The organism is Clostridium thailandense (genome assembly GCF_019207025.1).
Lineage (GTDB): Bacteria > Bacillota > Clostridia > Clostridiales > Clostridiaceae > Clostridium_AM > Clostridium_AM thailandense.
Genome location: NZ_JAEEGC010000054.1, coordinates 63,554 through 69,553 on the forward strand (window position 1 = coordinate 63,554; position 6,000 = coordinate 69,553).

The following is a 6,000-nucleotide window of genomic DNA, read 5'->3' on the forward strand; positions in this document are numbered from 1 at the left end:
GAGACTCTGTGGAAGATTAGATCGCTGCTAGGCAAGAGGAAGAACACTAAGTAAATTCTTAGTGTTCTTTTGATGATTGTAATTACTTAGTTATGATGCTAAGTTAGTTTTTTAAATAATAAATAGTTGATATAAAGAGGTAAAAAAAGTATATTTATATTAAGTAAAACATATTTTAAAAGAACTTATAAAATATAAATGCTAAGATATAAGGCAGGAGATAGTATATGGGAAAAAAGATATTGATTAATTTTATAATAGACCATAAGATATCGTACAGTATCGGTATATTATTTATGTTATTAACTTCCTATATTCAAGCTCTTTTTCCTAAAGTTCTTGGAAATACAATAGATATTTTAAAAATAGATGGTTTTAATTTTAAAAATGTATATATAAATATTGCTTATATAGTTTGTATTGCTTTTGGAACTTTTTTAACTACTTATGTTTGGCGCAATCTGGTAATAGGAAATGGAAGAAGGTTAGAATGTTATCTCAGAGAGAAGCTTTTTGAACATCTTCAGAAACTATCTATTGAGTTTTATAATAAAAATAAAACAGGTGATCTTATTGCCTATGCTATAAATGATGTAAATGCCGTAAGAATGACTTTTGGACCTGCAACAGCAATGACTATAAACGGGATGGTAATATGTTTTATATCAATATATTCAATGGCTAGAACTATAAATTGGCGACTTACTATTTTATCACTACTTCCAGTACCAGTTATTTTTTTTATTATGATTAGTATTGGCAGAATAGTTCGTAATCGTTTTAAAAAAGTACAAGAAAGCTTTGCTTCTATTTCAGATAGGGTACAAGAAAACATAAATGGCATTAGGGTGATTAAGGCTTATGTACAGGAAGAGGACGAGCTAAAAAATTTTCAGAAGTTAAATGATCAAATGATAAAGTCTAATTTGGATATGGTAGCTGCGTCATCATATTTATCGCCTTTAATTGAATTATGTTTCAGTATAAGTTTTGTATTAAATCTTATAATGGGAAGCAATATGGTTTTAAAAGGAGAAATTTCTTTAGGCGAATTTATAGCTTTTAACGGATACCTTACTATGATTATGGCCCCTATAGTTTCTTTTGGAAGAATCATTACAATTATTCAAAGAGGTATGGCATCATTAAATAGACTAAATGAAATATTTAGTATTAGCCCTAAGATACAAGAAGGAAATAATTTAGTAGAAAAGCCCATCATGGGCTCTATAGAAATAAAAAACCTATCTTTTACATATCCAAATTCAAAGGAAATTGTTCTAAGTGATATTAATTTAAGTATCTCACAGGGCTGTACTTTAGGTATTATAGGAAGAACAGGCTCAGGTAAAAGTACATTAGTTAATCTATTGCTAAGGATGTATAATGTTGAAAAAGGAAAAGTATTCTTAGATGGAATTGATATAAATGATTACAAATTAGATCGACTAAGAGATTCCTTTGGATTTGTACCTCAAGATAACTTTTTGTTTAGTGATTCTATATGCAATAATATAAAATTTTTTAAGGATGCATATTCAGATGAGCAAGTAGCATATGCTGCTAAAAACAGCTGCATATACGAAAGTATTATGAATCTTCAAAATGAATTTAATGAAATTCTTGGTGAAAGAGGTGTAAATATTTCGGGAGGACAAAAGCAGAGAATTTCAATTGCAAGAGCTCTTATAAAAGATCCCAAAATACTTATACTAGATGATGCTCTTTCGGCAGTAGACACCATTACTGAAGCGAAAATACTTAGAAATATTAAAGAATTAAGAAAAAATAAATCTTCAATAATAATAGCACATAGGATATCTGCAGTTATGCATGCAGATGAAATTATAGTTATTGATAAAGGGAGAATTTTAGAGAGAGGTACACACTTGGAATTGTTACAAAAAGGGGGATTATACTATGATATCTCCAAAATCCAATCTTATAATTTCTAAAACCAAAAGCCTAGGAAGACTTTTAAAATTAACATTACCTCATATAAACAAGGTTTTACTTGCTTCGGCTTGTGTAATCCTAGTAAATGTAGCTGAGCTTATAAAACCCTATATTTTAAAATTGGTAATTGATGATTTTTTAATAAAACACGTAGAACAAAAGAGGTTTTATTCAATAACGACTATGGGAATATCATATTTTTTTATAGTAGTATTAGGCAATTTTCTTTTAGTATCTCAGGTGAATTTTATAAACAGAGCAGGACAGGAAATAATGAGAGAATTAAGGACTAGGGTATTTAAAACTATTCAGCTTCTACCTCTTTCATGTTTGGATAAAACTTCTTCTGGAACATTAATTACAAGAGCAACCAATGATGTGGAAGCTGTAAGTCAAATGTATACAGATGTTTTAATTAATCTTTTTCAAGATTTTTTTTTGCTAATTGGGGTAACTTGTGCTATGTTTTTTATAAATTTTCGATTAGCGCTAGTTTCTTTTTCAGTACTTCCTTTAATGGCTGCAATAGTTTTTCTTTTAAAAAAGAGGATAAGATATAACTTTAAAAAAATGAAAAGTCTAATTGGAAGTATTAATGGCTTTATGTCTGAAAATATATTAGGCATGAAATTAGTGCAAATATTTAATGGAGAAAAAGACAAAGAAAAAGAGTTCTTAAAATTAAATAATGAATATAATAAAACTACTTTATTTCAGGTTTGGATGAATAGTTTCTTCAAGCCTGCTTCGGATGTTTTTCAGAGTTTAACCATAGCTATTTTAGTATGTTATAGTATGAATAAAATTTCAAACCACACTCTTCAGATAGGAGTTCTTTATGCTTTTACGACGTATATAAAGCAGTTCTTCATTCCTATTTCCAATATGGCAGATAGCTATGCAACTATTCAATCAGGACTGGTTTCTGCAGAGAGAGTATTTGAGCTATTAGATCAAGAAGCTTATCTGGAGGACTTAGATAGCGGAATTATAATTGAACATATTGAGGGAAATATAGAATTTAGAAATGTTTGGTTTTCTTATAACAATAGGGATTGGATTCTAAGAGATATAAGCTTCTCGGTAAAAAAGGGGCAAACTGTTGCTTTTGTAGGAGAAACAGGTGCTGGAAAAACTACAATAATCAATCTTGTCAGTGGATTTTATAAAATACAAAAAGGCGAAATTTTAATTGATGGCATAAATATTAATAATATAAATAAAAAAAGTCTTAGAAAAAATGTTGGAGTGATTCTTCAGGATGTGTTCTTATTTTCAGGAACCGTTAAAGATAATATTACACTAAATGATAGTATTGAAGAAGATATTTTGGAAAAGGCAATAGAAGTTTCTTATATTAAGGAATTTTCTAAAGATATTAATGAAACAGTTGTGGAAAGAGGAAATACATTTTCGGCAGGCCAAAGGCAATTGATTTCCTTTGCTAGGGCAATCGCTCACAATCCCTCCGTATTTGTGCTAGATGAAGCTACTGCTAATATTGATACAAAGACTGAAATATTAATACAAAAGGCTATAGAGAACATTGCGAAAAATAGAACAACATTGATAATAGCGCATAGACTTTCAACCATAAGAAATGCTGATGTAATAATTGTATTAAAAAATGGTGGAATTTTAGAGATAGGACAACATTGTGAATTGATGAAAAAAAATGGGCATTATAGAAATATGATAATGGAGGAAAGAGAAATTTAAAAATCAATTTTAAAAGTGTTATATATTTTGTTAAGTACAGGTAAAAGGTAAGTTAAAAAGATGTAAAATTTTGGGATGAATTTGACGAAGCATATTAATTGTGATATTTTGTTTATAAGCGGTTTAATAAATATTTGTAAGGAGGAGGCGACTTGAAAATAAAAAAAATAAGCATCAAAATTCTAGTAATATTTCTACCTATAATTATAATATCAGTACTTACACTTATAATGCTGGCATATTCTTCGAGTAAAAAAATGATTAATACTGAAATTGACAGCAAAATGAAGAGTTTCTTAAGTACTAATATAGGTAACATCGAGATAGGGCTTACAGCACATTCAAAAATCGCAGAAACAATAGCAAAAACAGTTCAGGTTTCTCATAAGAGTATGAATAAGGAAAATATGATAGCTATAATGGCGGAAGATATAGGTTTAAATAGCGATACAATGGGTGCGGGGGTTTGGTTTGAGCCTAATAAATATGATTCTTCATTAAAGTATTTTGGACCATATGTATATAAAGATAGTGGAAAAGTTGTTTCCACATATGAGTATAGCAATGAAGAATATGATTATTTTAAATATGATTGGTATAAGGTTGGTATCAATACTAAGAATGTGATAGAATGGTCTTTACCATATTATGATGAGGTTTCAAAAGTAACTATGGTTACAACTACAGCACCTTTCTATAATGAAGAACATAAATTCATGGGAGTGGCAACTGCAGATATCAATATTAATTCAATACAAAAGAACATTACAAATATAAAATTAGGACAATATGGAAGGGCATTTCTTATAGATGAAAAAGGCGATTATATAGCAGGAGCTAATATTGATAGTAGTAAGGCCATGAAAACTAAGATTACAGAAGACAAAAATGACTCTTTAAAAAAATTAGGACAACTTATGCTTACATCTAAGGAAGGTAAGTCGGAAATAACAGATGATAATGGAAAAAATGCAGTTTACTTTGCTGAAGTACCTGAAACTAAATGGAAGATAGCAGTCTATGTTCCTGAAAAACAGTTATATGAAGAAATAGGTTCTTTAATGAGCAGAATGTTATTAATTGGAATTGTATGTATAATAGTATTAACTTTATCTATTATTTTCTTGGTAAGATACTTGAAAAATAACATAGCTAGAGTTAACTTATTGGCAAAAAGGTTAGGTTCAGGAGATTTAACAAACAAGGTGGAAATTAATTCACAAGATGAGTTTGGTGAAATGGCTGTAAATCTTAACAATATGGTTGATAGTATTAGAGAAATTGTAACCAATGTATCAAGCTATTCTAGTGATTTAAGTGCCTCGAGTGAAGAGTTATCTGCGACAGTAGAAGAAGTAACTTCACAGTTTGAATCTATTAATGGTTCAATAAAAGAAATTAATACAGGTGTTCAAGAAACTACAGCTACAGCAGAAGAAATATCTGCATCTATGCATGAGATTGGAAGTACTGTAAATACTCTGTCTGACAAAGCAGTTGATGGAAGTAGTAATTCGATTAAAATAAATGAAAGAGCTTCTCAAATTCAGCTAGATAGTAGAAATGCAATTGAGGAAACTGAGAAGGTCTATATGGAAAGAGAAAAAGAGATTATTAAGTCAATAAAAGAAAGTAAAGTAGTTAAAGAAATTGTTGTAATGGCTAATACAATATCCGATGTAGCAGAACAAACTAATCTACTAGCATTAAATGCTTCCATTGAGGCTGCAAGAGCAGGTGAACAAGGAAAAGGTTTTGCAGTAGTAGCTGATGAAGTTGGAAAATTAGCAGAGCAAACCTCTCAAGCTGTTAATAATATAAAGCAAGTAATTAGTAAAATTGAAAATGCTTTTGCCAACCTTTCTGATGATAGTAATGATTTACTATCTTTTATGGATAAGAATGTAAGGACTCAATTTAGGAACTTTAGTGATATAGGATTTCAATATCAAAAGGATGCTGAGTTTGTAAGTAGCATGTCTGAGGAACTAGCAGCAATGACAGAAGAAATAAGTGCAACAGTAGGAGAAGTTGCTTCAGGAGTACAAAACTTAGCTATGCTGTCACAAAAGTCATCTGAAAGTTCAGAGTTAATTAGTGAAAGTGTAAATGAATCCACTATGGCAATAGAACAGGTAGCTAAGACAGCTCAAAGTCAGGCTGAACTTGCCCAAAGGTTGAATGAATTAATACAAAAGTTTAAATTATAAATCATAAACAGCAAATAATTAGTTCAAGATAAAAAAGCTGGCTATATTGTCAGCTTTTTTATTTGAATAAACAAAATTACTGAATTGCTTTTGCTTATAGACACGCACGGCCGAC

At 29.8% G+C, this 6,000-nt stretch carries 3 protein-coding genes; all 3 read left to right on the forward strand.

The window, feature by feature from the left end:
* Positions 1 to 227 precede the first annotated feature (227 nt).
* The 3 genes from I6U48_RS12970 to I6U48_RS12980 all read left to right on the forward strand — a co-directional run bounded on the left by I6U48_RS12970 (position 228) and on the right by I6U48_RS12980 (position 5,885).
* Positions 228 to 1,955: an ABC transporter ATP-binding protein gene (locus tag I6U48_RS12970; protein ID WP_218320889.1), complete on the forward strand. Its 1,728-nt coding sequence runs from the start codon at positions 228 to 230 to the stop codon at positions 1,953 to 1,955.
* Positions 1,921 to 3,675, forward strand: a complete 1,755-nt coding sequence (locus I6U48_RS12975; RefSeq protein ID WP_218320890.1) for an ABC transporter ATP-binding protein — start codon at positions 1,921 to 1,923, stop codon at positions 3,673 to 3,675. Before I6U48_RS12970 ends, I6U48_RS12975 begins: the two co-directional genes overlap by 35 nt.
* Positions 3,676 to 3,827: 152 nt before the next feature.
* Complete coding sequence (locus I6U48_RS12980; RefSeq protein WP_218320891.1) at positions 3,828 to 5,885, forward strand: methyl-accepting chemotaxis protein; 2,058 nt, start codon at positions 3,828 to 3,830, stop codon at positions 5,883 to 5,885.
* The last annotated feature ends 115 nt before the right edge of the window (positions 5,886 to 6,000 follow it).

Excerpts from the sequence above, each read along its gene's own strand:
- I6U48_RS12970 (WP_218320889.1), top strand. The coding sequence starts at position 228 with ATGGGAAAAAAGATATTGATTAATTTTATAATAGACCATAAGATATCG.
- I6U48_RS12975 (WP_218320890.1), top strand. The coding sequence starts at position 1,921 with ATGATATCTCCAAAATCCAATCTTATAATTTCTAAAACCAAAAGCCTA.